The sequence below is a fragment of the Amycolatopsis sp. NPDC104863 genome (genome assembly GCF_055582965.1).
The window spans coordinates 1,051,151-1,069,516 of the sequence record NZ_JBVJOW010000003.1; the positions used below are offsets into that span (position 1 = coordinate 1,051,151).

Genomic DNA, 18,366 nt, shown 5'->3' on the forward strand with positions numbered 1-18,366 from the left:
TCGCGTGTGATCGAGTTGAGCCGGCCGGCGCACGATCCCTGGGACGACGACGTCACGAGGAGGCCGGACGCATGAAGCTCGCCCTGTACCTGCCCAACTTCCGCGACGAGGTGACGCTCAAGGAGCTCGAGGACCTCACGGCGCTGGCCGAGGACCTCGACTTCGACTCCGTCTGGACGCTCGACCGGATCGTCGTCCCCGAATCGTCCGACCGTGCCGAGCTGCAGTACCCGTTCGGCATGATGACCGACCTGCCCAACGCGCTGCCGGTGATCTCGCGCGGCAAGTGGTTCCAGGGCATGACGCTGATCCCGTGGCTCGCCGCGAAGACCACGAAGGTCCGGATCGGCATGAGCATCATCGACACGCCGTACCGCTCGCCCGGCGTGCTCGCGGCCGAGCTCGCCACCCAGGACCACCTCTCGGGCGGCCGGCTCAACGTCGGCATCGGCTCCGGCTGGATGCCCGAGGAGTTCGCGGCGGCCAGCGTCCCGCAGCTGTTCCCACGCCGGCACGCCCATGTCCGCGAGACGATCGAGATCATGCAGGGCATCTGGTCCAACGAGCTGTTCGAGTACCACGGCGAGTTCGCCGACTTCGAGCTGTCGGGCTTCGGGCACAAGCCGATCCAGCAGCCGCCGCCGATCTTCTTCTCCGGCCTGAAGGACCCGAAGCGCTCGGCCAAGCGCATCGCGAAGTACGGCCTGCAGGGCTGGATCGGCATCCAGGACACGCCCGAAGACATCAAGCGCTGGAAGGGCGAGATGGAGCGCGAGCTGGGCGAGCTCGGCCGCGGTTTCCCCGACGGGTTCGAGATGTGCAGCATGATCTGGTTCGTCATCACCGACGAGCCGATGGACCAGACCCCGGCGGGCAAGGGCACCAACCTGCTGGCCGGCAGCGCCCAGCAGATCGAGGACATCCTCAAGCGCTACAAGGAAGCCGGCCTGACGATGCCGCTGCTGTGGCCGCCGTTCCGCGACGTGCCGACGTCGAAGACCCTCGACGACCTCAAGCGGCTGACCGAGGAGATCATGCCGAAGGTCAACGCCGCCTAGCGCGGCAGCCGCACCTCGACCGTCGTGCCCTGGCCCACGACGGTCGAGACGGCGAGCCGGCCGCCCATCGCCTCGGTGAGGCCCTTCGCCAGCGGCAGTCCCAGGCCGACGCCCTGGTCGGTGTCGACGCCCAGCCGGTCGAACGGCGTGAACAACCGCGTCAGGTGCTCCGGCGCGACGCCCCGGCCGGTGTCGGTGACGGTGACGACCACGGCGTCGGCCTCGGTGCGGGTGGTGATCGTGACGGTGCCGCCGGTCCGGTTGTAGCGGACGGCGTTGCCCGCGAGGTTGAGCAGGACCTGCTTGAGCCGGCGCTCGTCGCAGCACACGGTGGCCGGCCCGCTCTCGTCGCGGAGGCGGACCCCTTCGGCGTCGGCCAGCGGCCCCAGCAGGTTCAGCACCTCGGTGACCACCGCTGCGACGTTGATGTCCGCCGGGTGCAGCTGGAGCGCCCTGGCCTCGATCCGGGCCACGTCGAGGACGTCGTCGACCATGGCCAGGATGTGCCCGGCCGCGCCGGTGATGTGTTCCAGCGCCGCCCGCCGGCGTTCCGGGGGCAGGTCGAGCGAGCCCAGCAGCTCGGTGAAGCCGGTGATGGCCTGCAGCGGTGTCCGCAGCTCGTGGCCGAGGGCGGCGACGAAGTCGGTCTTGGCGCGGCTGGCCTGCTCGGCCGCCTGACGGGCCACCTCGGCTTCGCGCCGGCCACGGCGTTCGCGCTCGGCCGCCCGGCGCTGGGTGACGTCGAGGACGTTCGCGATCAGCCGGACCGGGAGCCCGTCGGGCCCGGCGACCGGCGACACCGAGACGACGACGTCCAGCGTGCGCCCGTCCGGGTGGCGCAGCGTCGCCTCGTAGGGCGGTGCCCCGGCCGGGGTGAGCAGCTCGTCGAGCCGGGCGCCGATCAGCTCGTACTCGGTGCGCCCGAGCAGGTCCCGCAACGCTTCGTTGGTCCGGGTGACGGCGCCGTCGGGCTCGGTGATCGCCATGCCGATCACGTTGTCGTCGAAGGCACGGCGGAACCGCTCTTCGCTGTCGGCCAGCGCGCCGAAGAGCGTGTTGTGGTCGATGGCCACCGACGCCAGGTGGGTGAGGCGGTCGACCAGGTCGCGTTCGCGGGGCGCGGGCTGGTGGGTCCGCTCGTGGTAGACGGCGAAGGTGCCGACCACACCGTCCCGGCCGCGGATCGGCGTCGACCAGCAGGACCGCAGCCGGTGGGCGCCCGCGAGCGCGCGGAACTGCACCCAGCGCGGGTCGGTCGTGACGTCCTCGGCGACGACCGGCACACCCAGGTAGGCCGCCGCGCCGCAGGACCCGGCGTCGCGGCCGATGGGGAGGCCGTCGATGCCGGCGGAGTAGGCCGCGGGCAGCGACGGCGCCGCGCCGTGGTGCAGCGTCGCCGTTTCCAGGTCGAGCAGCAGGATCGAGCAGTGGCAGCCCGGCATGAGCCGTTCGAGGGCGGTCGCGACCTCGGTCAGCACCTCGGCCAGCGGCGCGCCGCCCGCGATGCGCTCCAGCACGCCGGACTGGGCCCGGAGCAGAGCCTCGGTGTCGCCGACGGTCTCTTGGACGTTCGTCATGGCTCGAGCCGGTAGCCGACGCCGCGGACGGTCCGCACGAGCCGTGGCCCGAGCTTCTGGCGCAGGCGGTGGACGTGCTCGGTGACGGTCGCCTCGCTCTGCCACTCGGCGGCGCTGGCCCAGACGCGTTCGAGCAGCTGGGCGCGGGTGAACACCTGCCGCGGGTGCGCGGCCAGGAAGGCGAGCAGGTCGAACTCCTTGGCCGTCATGGTGATCTCGCGGCCGTCGAAGAAGACCTCGCGGGCGGCGTGGTCGATCCGCAGGCCGGCGGCGGTCGTGGGCGGCGCGGGCGCGACCCGCCGCAGCACCGAGCGCACGCGGGCGGCCAGCTCGCCGGGGGAGAAGGGCTTCACGAGGTAGTCGTCGGCGCCGAGGTCGAGCCCGACGATCCGGTCGGTCTCGCCGCTGCGGCCCGACAGGACGATCACCGGCAACGCGGCGTGCACGCCGTCCCGCAGCCGCCGCAGCACGTCCAGGCCGCCGACGCCGGGCAGCGCGAGGTCCAGGATGACGAGGTCCAGCTGCTCGCGTTCGATGGCCTCCAGCGCCCGCCGGCCGTCGGGCGCCTCGGCGACCCGGAACCCTTCGGCCTCCAGCTGCCACGTCACGACGGTCCGCACCCGCGGGTCGTCGTCGACGACCAGGACGAGCCGCCCGGGGGCCGCGCGGCTGCCGGGCAGGGTCGCAGGGGCGTCCATCGAGGGCTCCTTCGCCGACGTCCGGCCGCCACACCGCGGCCGTCCTCCATGGTGCCCCACCTGCGGCGCAGTGGCCAGATCAGCGGGAGCGCAGGTCGCCGACGACCCGGCGGCACAGCCGGGTGAGGGTGGCGCGGAGGTCGTCGTCGGAGAGGTGGTGCAGGCGGCGGTTCACCACGCCGAGGTCGCTGATGAGCCAGTACGCCGCCTGCTCGTCGAGGGTGGGCTCGGGCCCGAACATCAGGTGCAGGCCGCGCTCGCTCAGCACGGTGAGCTCACGGCTGATCCGCTCGTGGCGGCGCACGATCGGGTCCTGGCGGCTCATCGGCGCCAGCGTGCGGTACGCCGTCACGACCTGCTCGACCCACGAGGTGATCAGGTAGTCGACCCGCTCGTCGCGGTCGGTGATGCGCTCGGCCGTGTCCAGCCGCTCGGTGAGCGACTCGACCGTGGGGGCCAGGAGCGCTTCGAGGATCGCGATCTTGGTCTTGAAGTAGTAGTAGACGTTGGCCTTCGTCACACCCATCGTGTCGGCGATGTGCTGCAGCGACGTGGCGTCGAAGCCGTGTTCCAGGAACAGGTTCCGCGCAGTGTCGAGCACCGCCTGCCTGGTCCGCTCGGCCTGGGCCGCCCTGGTCATCCCGCTACGTTAGCCGATCGGCTAACGGATGTGCTAGCTTGAATTCGTTAGCCGCTCGGCTAACGACGTGAGGAGGCGACCATGACCGAGACGGTGCTCGTGACCGGCGGAACCGGCTACGTGGCCGGCTGGTGCATCGCGGAGCTGCTCGGCCGCGGCTACGACGTCCGCGCCACCGTGCGCGACGAGAGCCGGGGCGAACGGGTCCGGCGCGCGGTTGCGACGGTGTCGGACCGGGCGGACCACCTCGAGTTCGCCGTCGCCGACCTGACCGCCGACGACGGCTGGAAGGCCGCGATGGACGGCTGCGCCTACGTCCTGCACGTGGCGTCGCCGCTGAGCGCGGACCCGGACGCCGGCGACGAAGAGCAGGCGCTGCTGGTCCCTGCCCGCGACGGCACCGTGCGGGTGCTGCGCGCCGCCGCGGCGGCGGGGGTCCGCCGGGTGGTGATGACCTCGGCCGCCAACACCGCGAGCCCGGCCTCCTACACCACCGACGGGGTCACCGACGAGACACTGTGGACGGACCTCTCGGCCCCGGACCTGCCCGCCTACCGGCGGTCCAAGACCGCGGCCGAGCTGGCGGCGTGGGAGTTCATGGACTCCTGCGAAGGACCGATGACGCTCGCCAGCGTCCTGCCCGGCGCGGTGTTCGGGCCGGTGCTCGACCCCGGCACGCTCGGCTCGGTGCAGATCATCGCGCGCATGCTGTCCGGCGCCATGCCGGGGATTCCCCGCATCGGCCTGGAAGTCGTCGACGCGCGCGACCTCGCCGACGTCCACCTCCGCGCCATGACCGCTCCGGAGGCCGCCGGACAGCGGTTCCTCGCGACCGGCGAATTCCTGTGGATGCACGACATCGCCGTCATCCTGCACGAGGCCTACGGCGAGCAGGTCTCGACGCAGGAGGTGCCGGACGACCTCGTCCGCGCCGCGGCCGAGACCGACGAGTCCCTGCGCGGCGTGCTGCCGGGCCTGGGCCGCCGCAGCACACACAGCACGGCGAAGGCCGAGCGGATGCTCGGCTGGTCACGCCGGCCGGCCGGGACCAGCGTCCTCGACTGCGCGCGCAGCCTCGTCGCCCACGGCGTCGTGACCGCGTGAGCAGCCGCTGAAGACCACTTACCGGATTCGAAGAGAAAGTCGGCGACATGGCGGAAGTACTGGTGACCGGCGGTTCCGGGTACATCGGCAGTTTTTGCGTGCTGGCACTGCTGGCCGACGGGCACTCGGTGCGCACGACGGTGCGGGACCTGAAGAAGGAACCCGAGCTGCGGGCGATGCTGCGGGCGGGCGGGGCCGACGACACGAAGGTCACCGTGGTGGCGGCGGATCTGCGGCGGGACGCGGGCTGGCGGGAGGCCGTCGAGGGGTGTGACTACGTGCTGCACGTCGCCTCGCCGACGTTGACGAGCCTGCCGCGGCACGAGGACGAGATGATCGTCCCGGCCCGCGAAGGTGTGGTGCGCGTGCTGCGCGAGGCCCGGGCGGCCGGGGTGAAACGAGTCGTGCTGACGTCGGCGTTCGGCGCCGTCGGCTACGGGCACCCCGAGGCCACGCGGGTGTTCACCGAGGCCGACTGGACCGATGTGGACGGTGGGATCGCGCCGTACCAGAAGTCCAAGACGCTGGCGGAAAAGGCGGCGTGGGAGTTCGTCGCCGACGGCGGGCCGGAGCTGGCCGCCGTCAACCCGGTCGGGGTGCTCGGTCCGGTGCTGGGGCGGGACTACTCGCCGTCGCTGGGGCTGGTCCAGCGGATGCTCGACGGCGAGATGCCGGCGCTGCCCCCGTTCGCCAGCGGGTTCGTCGACGTCCGTGACGTCGCGGACCTGCACCTGCGGGCGATGACCGACCCCGCCGCGGCGGGTGAGCGGTTCCTCGCGACCGCCGGGCACAGCCTGTGGGTCCGCGAGGTCGCGGCGATCCTGCGCGACCGCCTCGGCGAGCGGGCGGCGAAGGTGCCGACCCGTGAGCTGCCCCTGTGGGCAGCGCGGGGCCTCGCCCGGTTCAACCCGGGTATGCGCTCGTTGCGCCCGCAGCTGGGCAAGAACTTCGACGCCACGTCGGAGAAGGCCCGGCGCCTGCTGGGCTGGTCGCCGCGGCCGGTCCAGGACACGATCGTCGACACGGCGGAAAGCCTGCTGGCGCTGAAGGCCGCGACCGGCTGATCGTCACCGTCGAGGAGTCCCGAAGGTGAGGCCACGACGACGGCAGTCGTCGATGATGCCGGGGAGCGCGCCGAGCGTGGCGCGCCAGGCGCCGTTGCCGGTGGTGGTGTCGCTGTCGTGCAGGAGGATCGTGCCTCCGCCGCCGAGGTTGCCCGCGACGCGGCGGCGGATCGAGCCGGGTGTGCAGCCTTCGGTCCAGTCGAACCCCCAGGTGCTCCACAGGAGCGGGCGGAGCGCCAGGTGCCGGGCCGCGATCAGCGACGCCGTGCTGAAGACGCCGTAGGGCGGGCGGAACCAGCGCGGTGCCGTTCCGGTCAGGCGGTGCAGGAGATCGCGGGCCGCGCGCAGGTCGCGGTGCGTCGCCCGCGGTGACCGGGCCAGCAGGCAGCGGTGCTCCCAGCCGTGCACGCCGACCTCGTGTCCCGCCGCGGCGATGGCGCGCACGACGTCCGGGGCCTGCTGGGCCTCGGCGCCGAGGAGGAAGAACGTGGCCCGGACGTCGTGCTCGGCCAGGACCCGCAGGAACTGCGGTGTCGAGACGGGGGACGGGCCGTCGTCGAAGGTCAGGGCGACCTGCCCGGGCGCCGTCGTGCCGGCCAGGCGGGGCAGGAGAGCGCGCCGGGGGCCGGGCAGGAACGCCGCCGCCGGGGCGGCGTGGGCGGCGAGGGTGATCGTGGCGAGCGCGACGGCGGTCTTCACACGAGCTCCATCAGCTTTTCCAGCAGTGGCACGGCATCCTGGGCTTCGTCGAGCCGGTCGTGCGGACGGGCGGCGGCGAGCGCCGGTCCGAGGTCGCGGCGGCGGCGGATCCACGGGACCGCCCCGATCCGGTCGAGCACGGCGGCGTTGGCCCGGCCGTGGCCGGGCAGGCAGCGGTAGGTGAGCACCGGCAGCCCGGCCGCGAGCGCCTCGGACGTCGTCAGGCCCCCGGCGTTCTGGACCACGACGTCGGCCGCGCGCAGCAACCGCGGCATGTCGTCGACCCAGCCGAACACGTGCCGGTGCCCGGCGGCGAGGAGCTGGTCGCGCAGGGCCGTGTTGCGGCCGCACACGACGACCGGGACCGCCGTGCCGGACGCCGTGACGTCGTCGACGGTCTCGCGGACCTGCCCCACACCCCAGGACCCGGCCACCACGAGCGCCAGGCGCCCGCGTTCGGGAAGGCCGAAGGCGTGCCGGGCGCCGTGGCGTTCGCTCGGCCCCGCCCGGCGGAAGGCCGGCCGGACCAGGGGCGCCGCGACGGCGACCTCGGCGGCGCCCAGGGCCCGGGCTTGGTCCGCCGCCCGGTGGTTCGGGGCGATGTGCAGGTCGGCGCCGGGGTGCACGGCCAGCCGGTGCACGGCGGGATCGGTCAGGTAGGCCGCCAGGGGAGGTGTCTCCGCGGTCCGCAGGACGCCCAGCGCCTGCGTGGCCAGGGGGTAGGTCGAGGTGACCAGGTCCGCGCCGCGGACCAGCGCGGTCAGCCCCGGCCGCGCGAGGGTGGCGGCCCGCGCCGCCAGCCCGGCACCCCAGGCCGTCCCGAGCACGCTCAGGGTCCAGTCCCAGCTGCGGGGCGCCATCTCGAGCTGGCGGTGGTAGCAGGCGCACAAGCGGTGCCCGAGCGAGCCGGGCAGGAGGTCCAGGTAGTCGTGGACTTCGACGGCGTGGCCGGTCAACCGGTCCGCCAGAGCGTGAGCCGCTCCGTCGTGCCCGGCGCCCACGCGGGCCGAGACGATCACGATGCGCGCCATGCCCGCTCCCTTCTACGACAACTTAGTAGAAGTTCTACACGAGCGTAGATTAAGGCGGGGTTATCGGCCGGCGTTCCCGATCTGCGCGACTTCGATGCCGTCGTGCAGGTCGGCCGCGCTGTCCAGGGCGGTTTCGGCCGACAGGCCCGCGATGCCGAGGATCAACGCGCTCAGCACCACCACCGGGACGCGGCCGCGGACCCGCGGTGCGGGCGCCAGCAGCGCCGACACCCGCTGCGGGACCGGGCCGCCGGTGGCGGCGAGGGCGAAGCCGGCGTGCGCCCGCCCGGCGAGCGCGGCCTTGGCCACGGCGTGCGCGACCACCGTCCGGTCGCCGACCCGGTGGGCCGCGGTTTCGTCGGCCCACCGTTCGAGGGCGAACCGCGACGCCGTACAAAGCGGGCGCAGCAACGGATTCAGTGTCGAGGACACCGTCAGCACGATCAGGAACAGGTGGTGGCGCGAGGCCAGGTGCGCCCGCTCGTGGGCCAGCAACGCGGTCCGTTCGCGCGAGCTCAGCGCCGCCAGCATGCCGCGCGAGACCGCGATCCGGCCCCCGCGCCCGGGCGCGGCGAACGCCACGGCCTCCTCGCCCGGCAGGACGAGGATCCCGTCCCGCCCGTGCTCGTCGAGCTCGCGCGACAACCGCCGAGCCCATCGTGCGTACCGGACGGCGGTGCGCGCCAGGAGAACCAGCAGCACGCCCAGCACGACGCCGGCCGCGATCGACGTCGGGACGTCCACGCCGCTCAGCGTCCGCAGCTCCCGCGGCGACCAGTGCCCGAGGTCGGCGACGACCGGGACCAGCGACAGCCCGGAGAACGCCAGCAGGGCCAGCGCCGCGGTGCTTCCGGCCGCGAGGACGAGGCAGGCGCCGGTGAGCAGCCAGCTCGCCGGCCGCGGGGGCAGCCGCGGCGCGACCAGGCGCGCGGCCGGCCACGCGAGCAGGGGCAGCAGCAGCGGGATCAGCAGGTCGGTGGTCACGGCGAGCCGCGCAGGAGATCTCGCAGCACCGCTTCGTCCGAATCCGACAGCTGGGTGACGAAGCGCGCCAGGACACTGCCGCGGTCGGGCTCGCTGTCGAGGACCTTCGTCATCTTCCGCGCCGCCAGCCCGGCTTCGTCGTCGACGGCGGAGTAGTGGAACGCGCGCCCGTGCTTCTCCCGTGTCGCCATGCCCTTGTCGTGCAGGCGGGTGAGGATCGTCACGACCGTCGTGTACGCGAGGTCGTCCTCGAGCCGGGCCTGGACGTCGGTGGGGGAGAGGGGTTCCCCGGCGCTCCACAGCATGCTCAGCACCTCGGCTTCGAGCGTTCCCGGGGCGCGCCGCGCCGGTTCCTTCCGCATGCTTCGAATCTACACGGCTGTCGTATCAGCGGAGGGTCAGCACGGCCAGCGCGCCGGCCCCGGCGAGCACGCAGTAGAGCGCGAACGGCGTCAGCGTCCGGGTGTGGAAGTGGCGGGTGAGGAACCGCACGGCGAGGTAGGCGCTGACGAACGAGGCGACGCTGCCGACCAGGACCTGGCCGTGGATGCCGGCGCCGAGCGGGCCGAAGAGGTCCGGGATCTTGAGCACCCCGGCGGCCAGGATCACCGGAGTGGCCAGGAGGAACGAGAACCGGGCGGCGTCTTCGTGGGAGAGGCCGCGCAGCAGCCCGGCGACCATCGTGACGCCGGAGCGGCTGATCCCGGGCAGCAGGGCCAGCACCTGGGCGCTGCCGATGAGGACACCCCGGCCGAAGGACATCCGCGAAAGGCGTTCGTCCGCCGCGACGTCGGTGTCGACGGCCGCTCCGGGAGCGTCGGCGGGCACCGCGGTCGCGTTCGCCTTGCGCCGCAGGAGCTCGCCGCCGTAGAGCACGACGCCGTTGGCGATCAGGAACGCCGCGGCCGGGACCGGCTTGCCCAGTGTGGTGCGGAACAGGTGCTCCAGCAGCAGTCCGCTCACCCCGACCGGGATGGTCGCGAGGACGATCAGCCACGCCAGCCTTTCGCCGGAGGTCCGCACCCGGCGGTGCCGGATCGAGCTGAAGAACCCGCCGATGATCCGGACCCAGTCCCGCCGGAAGAACACCAGCAGCGCGGCGGCGGTCGCCACGTGCAGGCCGACGATGAACGCCAGGTACGGCGACTCCGGCGTCGACACGCTCAGGTCCTGCGCCCACTTCCCGCCGACCACCGCGGGGATCAGGACGGAGTGCCCGAGGCTGGAGACCGGGAACAGCTCGGTCACGCCCTGGAAGGCGCCGACGACGATCGCTTCGAAGTAGTCCAGCACGGTGCCTTCCCGGGGTGTATTACTACGCTGATGTAGAAATACTACCTGACTGTAGAAGTCGCCCTACTTCGCCACGACCTCCGCGACCTTGCTCAGGGGTTCGGACAGCGCGTCCACGGCGGACGCGAACGCCTTGATCTGGTCCTTCGTCAGGTCGGTGTAGAGCTTGAAGGTGTCTCCGGTGCGCTGGGCGTCGAGGAGCTTCTGGACGTCGGCGAACCGGCCGTCGATCGTGGCCACCAGCGCGGGGTCGCGCTGGGACAGGACCGGGCGCAGCGCCTGGATCGCCGCCTTGGAGCCGTCCACATTGGCCTGGAAGTCGGAGAGATCCGTGTGGGAGAAAGCTTCCTCCTCGCCGGTGATCTTCCCGGTGGCGACCTCGTCGAGCAGGCTCTTGGCGCCGTTGGCCAGGTCGAGCGCGCTCAGCTGCAGCGCGCCGGCCTTCCGGCCCAGCGTGGTGACGTCGGTGACGAGCTGGTCGGCGACCGCGGCCGAGTCCGGCTGCAGGCCGGTCACCCACAAGTCCTTCTCCAGCCGGTGGAAGCCGGTGAACTTCTGCCCGGGCTCGAGGTCGGCTTCGCGGACGTCGAGCGCGGGGTCGAGGTCGCCGAACTTGGCCGCGACCGGTTCGATCCGCTCGTAGTACACCCGGGTCCGGGCGTACTGGGCCCGGGCGCCGGCGACGTCGCCGGCCTTGACCGTCGCGGCGAACTTCTTCGATTCGTCGGCGAACGCGCCGGTCTGGCTGGTGACGTACCGCGCGTAGCCGCGCGCGGCATCGGCCAGTTCGGCGTTCACGTCGGTGCCCTTCGCCGCGCCTCCGGTGACGGTGAACGCGCCGCGGATGCCGGCGCCGGCCATGCCGGGCTTGCACGCGGTCTGGTACGCGCCGCCGCCGGCGACCTCCACGATCAGCCGGCGGGAAATCCCGGGCGCGATGTTCTCCACCTCGCCCATGATCCGGTCGCCCTCGCCGTAGAGGTAGAACTCGGTGACTTTGCTGCCCTGGTTGGAGATCTGGAACGTGATGGTCCCCGCGGGGGCCGTGCTCGCCGAAACCTGGCAGCCCGTGTCGGTCGCGGTGACCGAGATCGGCCCGCCCGGGGCGGCGGCCGGGGGCTGGGCGTCACACGCCGTCAGGAGGGCGAGTGCGGTGAGCGCGGCTCCGGTCCGCAGTGCGGTCGCCATGGTCACTCCTTCGGTTCGGCGATGACGGTGGTGGTGGCTTTGGCTCGCGCCGGGCGCAGGAAGAGCGGGAGCACGATCCCGACGTAGGCCACCCAGGCGATCGCCTGCAGGAGCGTGGTCTGCTGGGAGTAGTTGAAGATGCCCTTGAGCAGCGTGCCGTACCACGAGGTCTCCGGCAGGACGCCGGAAGCGTCGAAGGCCAAAGTGGACAGACCGGGGAGGAACCCGCCCTCCTGGAGGTCGTGCAGGCCGTAACCCAGCACGCCGGCGGCGACGAACACAAGCAGCACACCGGTGATCCTGAAGAACTTCCCGAGGTCGAACCGCAGCGCGCCGCGGTAGAGCAGCCAGGTCAGCGCGACGGCGATGAGGATCCCGATGGCGAAGCCGAGCAACGGCAGCGCGGTGTCACCCTGGGCGGTCTGGACGGAGGCGTAGAAGAAGACGGACGTCTCCAGGCCCTCGCGGCCGACGGACAGGAACGACACCAGCACAATCGCCAGTGGGCCGAGCTTCAGCGCATTCTCCATCTTCCCGCGCAGTTCCGCGGAGATGTGCCGGGCGGCCGTGCGCATCCAGAAGATCATCGCGGTGACGAACGCGACGGCGACGATGGAGAGTGTGCCGCCGACCAGCTCCTGGTGCGCGAAGGTCAGGTGGGCGGTGGTGTAGGTGAGGACCGCGCCCACGGCGACCGAAAGCAGCACCGCGGCGGCCACCCCGGGCCACACCCAGCGCAGCGCCGATCGCCGGTCGGTCTTGACGAGGAAGGCCACGAGGATGCTCACGACGAGCGCGGCCTCGAGTCCCTCCCGCAGGCCGATCAGCAGGCTGGAGAACAACAACGCGCGGCTCCTTGACGATCCGGTGACGACGGGGACCGCGCAAGCATTAGGTAAGGCTCACCTCCGAATCCAGGAACCGGCGGTAAGTTAGCCGAACTTTAGGAACGGACAAAACGGTCAGCGGTGCCGATTGTGCTGCTCGGAGCGGCTCGGCCGGCAAGCATCTTCCAGTGCCGGGCAAAGGCGGGGTTAACGGCGCTGCGGCGGGCGAACGCGGCGGCGCACGCTGGGGTCATGGGCACTTTCTGGAGGGTGGGCGCCGTCGCGCGGCGTCTCCGGCTGCTCAAACCGATCTTCCTGCGGTCCGCGCGGGGGACCGACCGGCTCGAGGCGGTACTCCTGCTCGTGGTGAGCCTGCTCGTCGTCGGGTCGGTCGCGGTGATCTGCCGCCAGGTCATGGCCGACTACGACCGGCTGGCGGCCTCGGCTGTGGTCGAGGGCCGTACGCGCCACCTGGTGACAGCGACCGTGCGCCCGGACATCCCGGTGCCGGCCGGCTCGGCGTCGGCCGGTGGTGAGCTCGTCCCGGTGACCGCCACCTGGCTCGCGCCCGGCGGCCGGCTCCGGCAAGGCGTGGTCGACGTGGGGGCCGGCCCGGCGCTGCCGCAGCACGTCCCGGTGTGGATCGACCAGTCCGGCGGGCAGGTGGTGCCGCCGCTCAGTGGCGCCGAGGCGTTCACGACGGCGATCCTCGGCGGTCTCGTCTGGGAGAGCGTGGTGCTCGTCGTGCTCGGCGGTGTCTACCTGGTGCTGCGTCGGGGGTTGGATCGGCGCCGGGCGCGCTCGTGGGACCGCGAGTGCGCGCGAGGCGGGTGGCGGTCAAAAACGACATAGGTGTAGAACTACTACGTAGCTGTCGAAGAAAGGTGGCCGATGAACCCGTTGAGCGCGACGTCGTGGTTGTCCAGCCTCGGCACGGCCGGGGTCTTCCTCGTGCTGTTCGCCGAAACCGGCCTGCTGATCGGGTTCTTCCTGCCCGGGGACTCCCTGCTGTTCACCGCCGGCCTGTTCTGCACCACCAGCGCCACCGCCACGGTGCACCTTTCGCTCCCGGCCGTGCTGGTCGCGTCGGTCGCCGGGGCCCTGCTGGGGGCGCAGACCGGGTTCCTCCTCGGCCGGCGCGGTGGACGTCCACTGCTCGCCAGGTCGCGGAACGCCCACCTCCATCGCGGCATGGCCCGCGCGGAGGAGCTCTTCGGCCGGTACGGGCACGCCAAAGCCATCGTCCTCGCGCGGTTCGTCCCGGTCGTGCGGACCGTGCTGAACCCGCTCGCCGGAATCCTCGCGGTGCCCGCGCGGACCTTCACGATCTGGCAGGTCCTGGGCGGGCTCCTGTGGGCGGTCGGCGTCACGCTCGCCGGGTACGTGCTCGGCTCCAGCATTCCCGGGATCGACCAGTACCTGCTGCCGATCGTCGCGCTCGTGGTCGTCGTCTCGCTCATCCCGCTCGCCCTGGAAATCCTGCGCGGCCGCAAGCGAAACGCCGAAACCCGCGACCGCGCTTAACTGTTCGCTAGCAATTCGATGGACTGGCTCGAACCGCGGGATCGTTACCGTGAAATATGGTCGACGTAGCCGGTAAAACCGGAGTCCCGCCCTTTCCCCGGCCGCCGGTGAAACGCCGTCGAAAGCGTTTCAGGCGAGCACTGGTCGTCTTTCTGCTGCTGATCGTCTACCCGGCCGTCACGTACGTGCAGGCGCTCACCGCGCCGGGCGCGGCGACCTTCGCCGCGCGGACGGCGGACTGGGCCCGGCAGATGGGCGCCGGTCCGGTCGTGAATGCCGTCGAGAACTGGTACTACACCCGGCATCCGCCGGGCGGCGGCAGTCCCGACGCGAACGCGCTGCCGGCGCCGGTGTCGGCACCGGTGTCGTCGGACAACACGGCGAACGCGCCCGCCGCGCTGCCCACCCCGCCCGGCGCCCTGCCGGGTGAAGGGCAGTGGGTGCCGGGCGCGCGGATGGCCGGTGGCCAGCCGGCGGACTACACGACGTTCGTCCGCCCCGACCCCGGCCACGCCAGCGTGGTCGCCGCGGTGGTGGCGTTCGACCAGAAGTGGACCGGCCTGCACCTGATCGCCGGGACGAAGGAGCCGGGCGGGCAGTGGCCCGAGGGCGCGCAGGTGCCCGACACGCTGCGCTCGTCGCTGCTGGCGACGTTCAACTCCGGGTTCAAGTTCCGCGACACCCCGGGCGGCTTCTACGCCGACGGGCGGTCCGGCATCCCGCTCAAGAACGGGATGGCCTCCCTGGTCGTCGACAAGTCCGGGGTGGCGACCGTCGGCGTGTGGGGGCGGGACGTCCACCTGACCCCGGACGTCGCGGCGGTGCGCCAGAACCTCGAGCTGGTCGTCGACGGCGGGAAGCCGGTGCCCGGGCTGTCGGGCAACCCGGCGGGACAGTGGGGGAGCGCGAAGAACCAGTTCCAGTTCACCTGGCGGTCCGGCATCGGCGTGGACGGGCAGGGCAGGCTGGTCTACGTCGCCGGGAACCAGCTCACCCTCACCGCGCTGGCGGACGCGCTGTCGAGCGCGGGCGCGGTCCGGGGCATGGAGCTCGACATCCACGGCGGGATGGTCAGCGCCAACCTCTTCCGGCCGGACCTCCCCGGCTCGTCCCCGGTCACGCTGACCCGGGACATGCCGACCGCGCCGGACCGCTACCTGGCGCCGGACCAGCGTGACTTCTTCGCGGTCACGGTGCGGGCGGGTGCGCTGCACGGGCCGACGGCAGCAGCAAGGTGAACGTCGTGGGGGCCGGGCTGCCGAGCCGCAGCCGGCCCCCTTCGGCCTCGGCCAGGTCCCGGGCGAGGGCGAGGCCGATGCCCGAGCCGCCGGCGCCGCTGTGACCACGGGTGAACATGTTCGCCACGTCCGCGGCGTCCCGGCCTTCGTCCGCGACGTCGAGGACGAAGGCGTCTCCGGCGTCGCGGGTCGTGATGGTCACCGTGCCCCGGCCGTGGATGACGGCGTTGTCCAGCAGAACGCCGAGGATCTGCCGCACGGCGGCCTCGGCCGCGCGCGGCCGGCCCGTCGCCTGAGGGTCGATCCGCAGCCGGCGGCCCCGGGCGGCGAGCAGCCCGCGCCAGCCGGCGACGACGTCGCGCAGCAGGCCGTCCGGCTCGATCACCCCGCGGTCCTCCGGCGGCCGCGCGGCGAGCATGACGAGGTCGTTGATCGTGGTCTCCATCCGGTCCGCCGTGCCGAGGGCGGCCTCGACCGCGGCGGCCAGGTCCTGACCGGGCGGGTCGAGGGCGGATTCGAGCTGCAGGCGCAGTCCGGCCAACGGCGTCCGCAGCTGGTGCGAGGCGTCCGCGGCCAGGGCGCGCTGACGGTCGAGGGCGTCCCCGATCCGGACCGCGGCCTGGTCGAGCGCTTCGGCCAGCTGGTCGATCTCGCCGATGCCGCTGACGGGCGCCCGGACGGTGAAGTCGCCGCCCCCGAGCCGCGCGGCCGCGCCGGACAGCTGTTCGAGGGGGCCCGCGACCCGGGCGGCGAGCCGGGCGGCCAGCAGCCAGGTCAGCGCGAGCGCGGCGACGCCGAGCCCGGCCATCGCCAGCCAGGAGACCGCGACCTTCTGGTACCACTCGGTGTGCGGCGTCGACGCGCGCACGATGCCCTGCAGCTGCGAGTCGTGCAGGATCGGCACGGCGACGACGAGGTCCGAGCCGACGTCGCCGGTCGCGACCTCGCCGGCCCGGGCCCGCTGCACGATCGGGTCGCCGACAGTCGGTCCCTGACCGGTCAGCAGCGTCCCGCTCGGGGTGTACAACCCGGTCGTGTCCTCTTCGGACCCCGGGAACCGCGGCAGGCTGACGTGGGTGAGGACGTCGTCGGCGATCGACAGGGCGGCCGCGTCGGCGGTGCGTTCGAGCTCGGTGCGCTCGTCCTGCGCGAAATAACCGGCGACGCCGATCGCGAGGGGCACCCCGAAGAGCGTCGTCGCCAGCAGGGCCGCGGCGACGGCGAGCAGGATGATGCGTCTGCGCATGACTTCAGTCTGCCCGCCGGGCGGCGATTTCCCGGTGGTGAAGGTTAGCGTTCGGCTAAATCCGGTTTCCGTGATCGGAAACCGGATAGAATTCGTCATGGCCGCAGTTCTCCTCGTCGAAGACGACGAAACCATCGGGAGCCTGCTCGAATCGGCGCTCCGCATGCACGACTACGACGTGATGTGGTCGCGCACGGGCGGCGACGCGCTCCGCCGGATGCAGCTCGACGAGTACGACGTCGTCCTCCTCGACCTCGGGCTGCCGGACCTGGACGGCATCGAGGTCTGCCGGCGGGCGCGCGGCATCACCCCGAACGCCCTGATCATCATGATCACGGCGCGGACGCAGGAGATGGACGTGGTGGTCGGCCTGGAGGTCGGCGCGGACGACTACCTGACCAAACCCCTGCGCCTGCGCGAACTCCTGGCGCGGCTGCACGCGCACCTGCGTCGCGGGACGTCGTCGAACGTGCTGCCGCTGCGCGTGGGGGAGCTGGTGGTTCAGGTGGCCGCCCGCCGCGTGACCCTGTCGGGCGACGAGATCGTGTTGCGGCCCAAGGAGTTCGACCTGCTGCACCGCCTGGCCCAGGAGCCGGGGTCGGCGATCAGCCGGGACACGTTGATGGCGGACGTGTGGGATACGCATTGGCGCGGGTCGACCAAGACCTTGGACGTGCACATCGTGACGTTGCGCCGGAAACTCGCCGAGGCGGCGAGTGAGGCGCCTACGATTACCACGGTGCGCGGATACGGTTATCGGCTCGAAACGCCGTGAATGTTCTTGACCCGCTCGTGTGCTGGCGGACTGACCGAGTTCTTGCGGAACGGACGTCCTGAACGCGTGAGTTCTAGGGGACCTTAAGGCATTCGGAAATCCGGGCCGGGAGGCGCTCCTCGGCGATGTCGAGGACCTGTTCAAGAGGTACGGCGAGCTCGGACGCGTCGAGGTCGATCGCCGCGGACCATGCCGCCGGCTCGTACCTGGTGAGGCTGGAGAGCCCGAGCAAGAGCGCCCACCAGAGCATGAGCGGATGCGGAGAAGGCGAGCCGGCTACTTCCGGAAGCGCATAGCCCACTTGGTCCGGAGCGCCGTGGTTCCCGTTCTCCAGGTCAGGCTCGATGATCGAAGCGAACGCGCGCGTCCTGTCCCACAGATCGCCCATGGTTGTCACCGGAGGGCAAGTCCGCCCGATGGCGGTGACCCGATCCGGCCGGTTTTCATTGCGAAACACGGCCTCCTCAGGGGCAGCCTCCTCCAGGCCATTCGGACCTTGCTTCGCCGCCGATGCGTCGCGAAGCGAAGGGTAACTTGCGATTGCTTCGGTGATGTCCTTTGCGGTGTTCCCGGGCAGGTCGACCGCCATGGCGACAAATCCACCTGTGTGAACCTCGATCGCCTCATAGCCATCGGCAGAGCCCGCCGGGGGCCGCAGGTCTCCCAGCTGAAGGACGATCGGACGACGCCAGGTCACGGAAGTCCCGGGAATCCGCACGTTCGAGAGATCCGGGTTCGCCGCCCAGAGTTCGCCGAGCTGGGCCGAACTGACCAAGACCGGAGATTGGATCGCCATGGACGTCCCGTGGTACGAGTCCTGCGAGCCCTGCAGCGGTTTCACGATGCTTTCGACGATCCGGCTCGGATTCGATCGCACCGTGAGGCCGTGCCCGCGAAGTTGCCAGGGATCTGCCAGCCGCGCGGCCGCAATCGCTCGCCCCGCCTGGCTCAAGGCGTAGAACAGCGGCAACGCCTTCGTTGCATAGCTCGCCGATGCCGCCGCTTCCGCGAGTTCCTCCGCCTGCCGCAGGGCCGCGACGAAGGTGCTTCTCCGATCCGCGTCGTGCGCCGCCTTGCCTGGCGGGGTCGCCCGTAGCGCTCGGAGGTCCTGCCAGCTCGTCAGCCGTGTCATCGGCGCATCTTCGCACGATCATGCCGGGTCAGGCGTCCGGCAACGCCGAGACCAACACGTGCGATCTCGAGTCGGCTTCGGTGACCGCCTCACGGGATTCCGAGACTGGTTGATGATGGGGTCACCGCGGCCCTCGGCGATCACTATGTCCATTGTGGCCTGCACGGTGCCTTCACCGCACGCGGCCAGATCGGTCAGGCTCGCTGCAACGCGTTCATCGCGTGCCACGCGGCGAACGTCAGTGATCGGCGAGGTCTGCCGGCTTCGCGCAATCTCCGTGGGACATGC

At 71.9% G+C, this 18,366-nt stretch carries 19 protein-coding genes; 7 read left to right on the plus strand and 12 right to left on the minus strand.

Annotated elements, in window-relative coordinates:
- Positions 1-71 precede the first annotated feature (71 nt).
- Positions 72-1,058 carry an LLM class flavin-dependent oxidoreductase gene (locus ACZ63J_RS20980; RefSeq protein ID WP_465402359.1) on the plus strand — a complete coding sequence of 329 codons (987 nt, stop codon included), beginning with the start codon at positions 72-74 and terminating at the stop codon, positions 1,056-1,058.
- Here ACZ63J_RS20980 and ACZ63J_RS20985 read toward each other — a convergent pair.
- The 3 genes from ACZ63J_RS20985 to ACZ63J_RS20995 form a co-directional block, all read right to left on the minus strand.
- The gene (locus tag ACZ63J_RS20985) at positions 1,055-2,635 is read right to left on the minus strand and encodes a sensor histidine kinase (RefSeq protein ID WP_465402357.1); all 1,581 of its coding nucleotides are present in this window, start codon (positions 2,633-2,635) and stop codon (positions 1,055-1,057) included. The two genes, ACZ63J_RS20980 and ACZ63J_RS20985, sit on opposite strands and share 4 nt — an antisense overlap.
- Positions 2,632-3,333, minus strand: coding sequence for a response regulator transcription factor (locus ACZ63J_RS20990; protein ID WP_465402355.1), 702 nt, complete (start codon positions 3,331-3,333; stop codon positions 2,632-2,634). The genes ACZ63J_RS20985 and ACZ63J_RS20990 overlap by 4 nt, the downstream gene beginning before the upstream one ends.
- A 79-nt stretch (positions 3,334-3,412) precedes the next feature.
- Positions 3,413-3,973: a TetR/AcrR family transcriptional regulator gene (locus ACZ63J_RS20995; RefSeq protein WP_465402352.1), complete on the minus strand. Its 561-nt coding sequence runs from the start codon at positions 3,971-3,973 to the stop codon at positions 3,413-3,415.
- 81 nt (positions 3,974-4,054) lie between these two features.
- Here ACZ63J_RS20995 and ACZ63J_RS21000 point away from each other — a divergent pair, with 81 nt between their 5' ends.
- Together ACZ63J_RS21000 and ACZ63J_RS21005 are read left to right on the plus strand one after the other, a co-directional pair.
- The gene (locus ACZ63J_RS21000) at positions 4,055-5,077 is read left to right on the plus strand and encodes an NAD-dependent epimerase/dehydratase family protein (protein ID WP_465402348.1); all 1,023 of its coding nucleotides are present in this window, start codon (positions 4,055-4,057) and stop codon (positions 5,075-5,077) included.
- A 47-nt stretch (positions 5,078-5,124) separates the two neighbouring features.
- Positions 5,125-6,141, plus strand: coding sequence for an SDR family oxidoreductase (locus ACZ63J_RS21005; protein ID WP_465402346.1), 1,017 nt, complete (start codon positions 5,125-5,127; stop codon positions 6,139-6,141).
- A 3-nt stretch (positions 6,142-6,144) separates the two neighbouring features.
- On the opposite strand, the gene ACZ63J_RS21010 is transcribed toward ACZ63J_RS21005, so the two are convergent.
- From ACZ63J_RS21010 to efeU, 7 genes are all read right to left on the minus strand, one after another.
- Positions 6,145-6,840, minus strand: a complete 696-nt coding sequence (locus ACZ63J_RS21010; protein ID WP_465402344.1) for a polysaccharide deacetylase family protein — start codon at positions 6,838-6,840, stop codon at positions 6,145-6,147.
- Positions 6,837-7,871, minus strand: a complete 1,035-nt coding sequence (locus ACZ63J_RS21015) for a glycosyltransferase (RefSeq protein ID WP_465402343.1) — start codon at positions 7,869-7,871, stop codon at positions 6,837-6,839. Before ACZ63J_RS21015 ends, ACZ63J_RS21010 begins: the two co-directional genes overlap by 4 nt.
- 60 nt (positions 7,872-7,931) lie before the next feature.
- Positions 7,932-8,855 (minus strand): M56 family metallopeptidase, encoded by a 924-nt coding sequence (locus ACZ63J_RS21020; protein ID WP_465402341.1) that lies wholly within the window; start codon positions 8,853-8,855, stop codon positions 7,932-7,934.
- Positions 8,852-9,217 carry a BlaI/MecI/CopY family transcriptional regulator gene (locus tag ACZ63J_RS21025; protein WP_465339867.1) on the minus strand — a complete coding sequence of 122 codons (366 nt, stop codon included), beginning with the start codon at positions 9,215-9,217 and terminating at the stop codon, positions 8,852-8,854. Before ACZ63J_RS21025 ends, ACZ63J_RS21020 begins: the two co-directional genes overlap by 4 nt.
- Before the next feature lie 25 nt (positions 9,218-9,242).
- Positions 9,243-10,148 carry an undecaprenyl-diphosphate phosphatase gene (locus tag ACZ63J_RS21030; protein WP_465402339.1) on the minus strand — a complete coding sequence of 302 codons (906 nt, stop codon included), beginning with the start codon at positions 10,146-10,148 and terminating at the stop codon, positions 9,243-9,245.
- 63 nt (positions 10,149-10,211) lie between these two features.
- Positions 10,212-11,336: an iron uptake system protein EfeO gene (gene efeO, locus ACZ63J_RS21035; protein WP_465402338.1), complete on the minus strand. Its 1,125-nt coding sequence runs from the start codon at positions 11,334-11,336 to the stop codon at positions 10,212-10,214.
- 2 nt (positions 11,337-11,338) lie between these two features.
- On the minus strand, positions 11,339-12,181 hold the full coding sequence (efeU, locus tag ACZ63J_RS21040; protein WP_465402336.1) for an iron uptake transporter permease EfeU: 843 nt from the start codon (positions 12,179-12,181) through the stop codon (positions 11,339-11,341).
- Between the two features lie 234 nt (positions 12,182-12,415).
- Between efeU and ACZ63J_RS21045 the strand changes: the two genes are divergently transcribed.
- The 3 genes from ACZ63J_RS21045 (at position 12,416) to ACZ63J_RS21055 (ending at position 14,925) form a co-directional block, all read left to right on the plus strand.
- Entirely contained in the window at positions 12,416-13,015 is a 600-nt protein-coding gene (locus ACZ63J_RS21045) for an Rv1733c family protein (RefSeq protein WP_465402334.1), read from the plus strand.
- A gap of 39 nt (positions 13,016-13,054) precedes the next feature.
- Positions 13,055-13,687, plus strand: coding sequence for a DedA family protein (locus tag ACZ63J_RS21050; protein WP_465402332.1), 633 nt, complete (start codon positions 13,055-13,057; stop codon positions 13,685-13,687).
- A 107-nt stretch (positions 13,688-13,794) separates the two neighbouring features.
- Positions 13,795-14,925, plus strand: coding sequence for a phosphodiester glycosidase family protein (locus tag ACZ63J_RS21055; protein WP_465402331.1), 1,131 nt, complete (start codon positions 13,795-13,797; stop codon positions 14,923-14,925).
- Here the strand turns inward: ACZ63J_RS21055 and ACZ63J_RS21060 are convergent.
- Positions 14,876-16,171, minus strand: a complete 1,296-nt coding sequence (locus ACZ63J_RS21060; protein WP_465402329.1) for a sensor histidine kinase — start codon at positions 16,169-16,171, stop codon at positions 14,876-14,878. The genes ACZ63J_RS21055 and ACZ63J_RS21060 overlap by 50 nt on opposite strands.
- Positions 16,172-16,268: 97 nt before the next feature.
- Between ACZ63J_RS21060 and ACZ63J_RS21065 the strand changes: the two genes are divergently transcribed.
- Entirely contained in the window at positions 16,269-16,946 is a 678-nt protein-coding gene (locus ACZ63J_RS21065) for a response regulator transcription factor (protein WP_465339875.1), read from the plus strand.
- A 73-nt stretch (positions 16,947-17,019) separates the two neighbouring features.
- Here the strand turns inward: ACZ63J_RS21065 and ACZ63J_RS21070 are convergent, their stop codons facing one another.
- A complete protein-coding gene (locus ACZ63J_RS21070) occupies positions 17,020-18,078 on the minus strand; it encodes a YaaC family protein (protein WP_465402327.1) in 1,059 nt (352 codons plus the stop codon).
- Between the last annotated feature and the right edge of the window lie 288 nt (positions 18,079-18,366).